The sequence below is a fragment of the Halomonas maura genome, from assembly GCF_030409305.1.
Classification (GTDB): domain Bacteria; phylum Pseudomonadota; class Gammaproteobacteria; order Pseudomonadales; family Halomonadaceae; genus Halomonas; species Halomonas maura.
The window spans coordinates 1-904 of sequence record NZ_JAUFPQ010000038.1; the positions used below are offsets into that span (position 1 = coordinate 1).

Genomic DNA, 904 nt, shown 5'->3' on the forward strand with positions numbered 1-904 from the left:
GTCGAGGTCGCTGCCGCCCTGGCTGCCCTCCATGAAGGCGTTGGCCTGGGCCAGCATGTTGGTGAGCAGGGCGAAGTGGTGATCCTCGACGCCGGGCTCGGGCTTGAGCGAGGCGATGAAGTCGATGGGCACGTAGCGGGTGCCCTGGTGGAGCAGCTGGAAGAAGGCGTGCTGGCCGTTGGAGCCGGTCTGGCCCCAGACGATCGGCCCGGTCTTGTAGTCCACCGGGCGGCCGAAGATATCCACCGACTTGCCGTTGGACTCCATGTCGAGCTGCTGGAGGAAGGCCGGCAGCTGATGCAGGGCCTGGTCGTAGGGCACGATGGCCTGGGTCTCGGCGCCCTGGAAGTTGATGTACCAGATGCCGATCAGCGCCATCAGCACCGGCATGTTGGCGGCGTTGGGCGCGGTCAGGAAGTGCTGGTCCATGGCGTAGGCGCCCTCGAGCATCTCCATGAAGCCGTCGAAGCCGATGGCCAGGGCGATGGGCAGGCCGATGGACGACCACATGGAGTAGCGCCCGCCGACCCAGGCCCAGAACTCGAAGACGTTCTCCTCGCGGATGCCGAATTCCATGGCCGCCTGGCGGTTGGTGGAGGCGGCGACGAAGTGGGCGCCGACGTCGGCGTCCTCGCCGGCCTGTTCCAGGAACCAGCGCCGCGCGGTCTTGGCGTTGAGCAGCGTCTCCTGGGTGGAGAAGGTCTTGGTGGAGACGATGAACAGGGTGGTGGCCGGGTCGAGGCGCGACAGCACCTTCTGGATATGGGTGCCGTCGACGTTGGAGACGAAGTGGAAGTTGAGCTCGGGATGGCGGTACTTGAGCAGCGCCCGGCAGGCCATGTTGGGGCCGAGGTCGGAGCCGCCGATGCCGATGTTGACGACGTCCTTGATGCGTTGGCCGCTG

1 protein-coding gene is annotated in these 904 nt (G+C 66.5%); it reads right to left on the reverse strand.

The features are described 5' to 3' along the window. Positions 1-904 (reverse strand): glucose-6-phosphate isomerase (pgi, locus tag QWY76_RS20040; protein ID WP_290313343.1); only part of this gene is annotated, 904 nt, incomplete at both ends.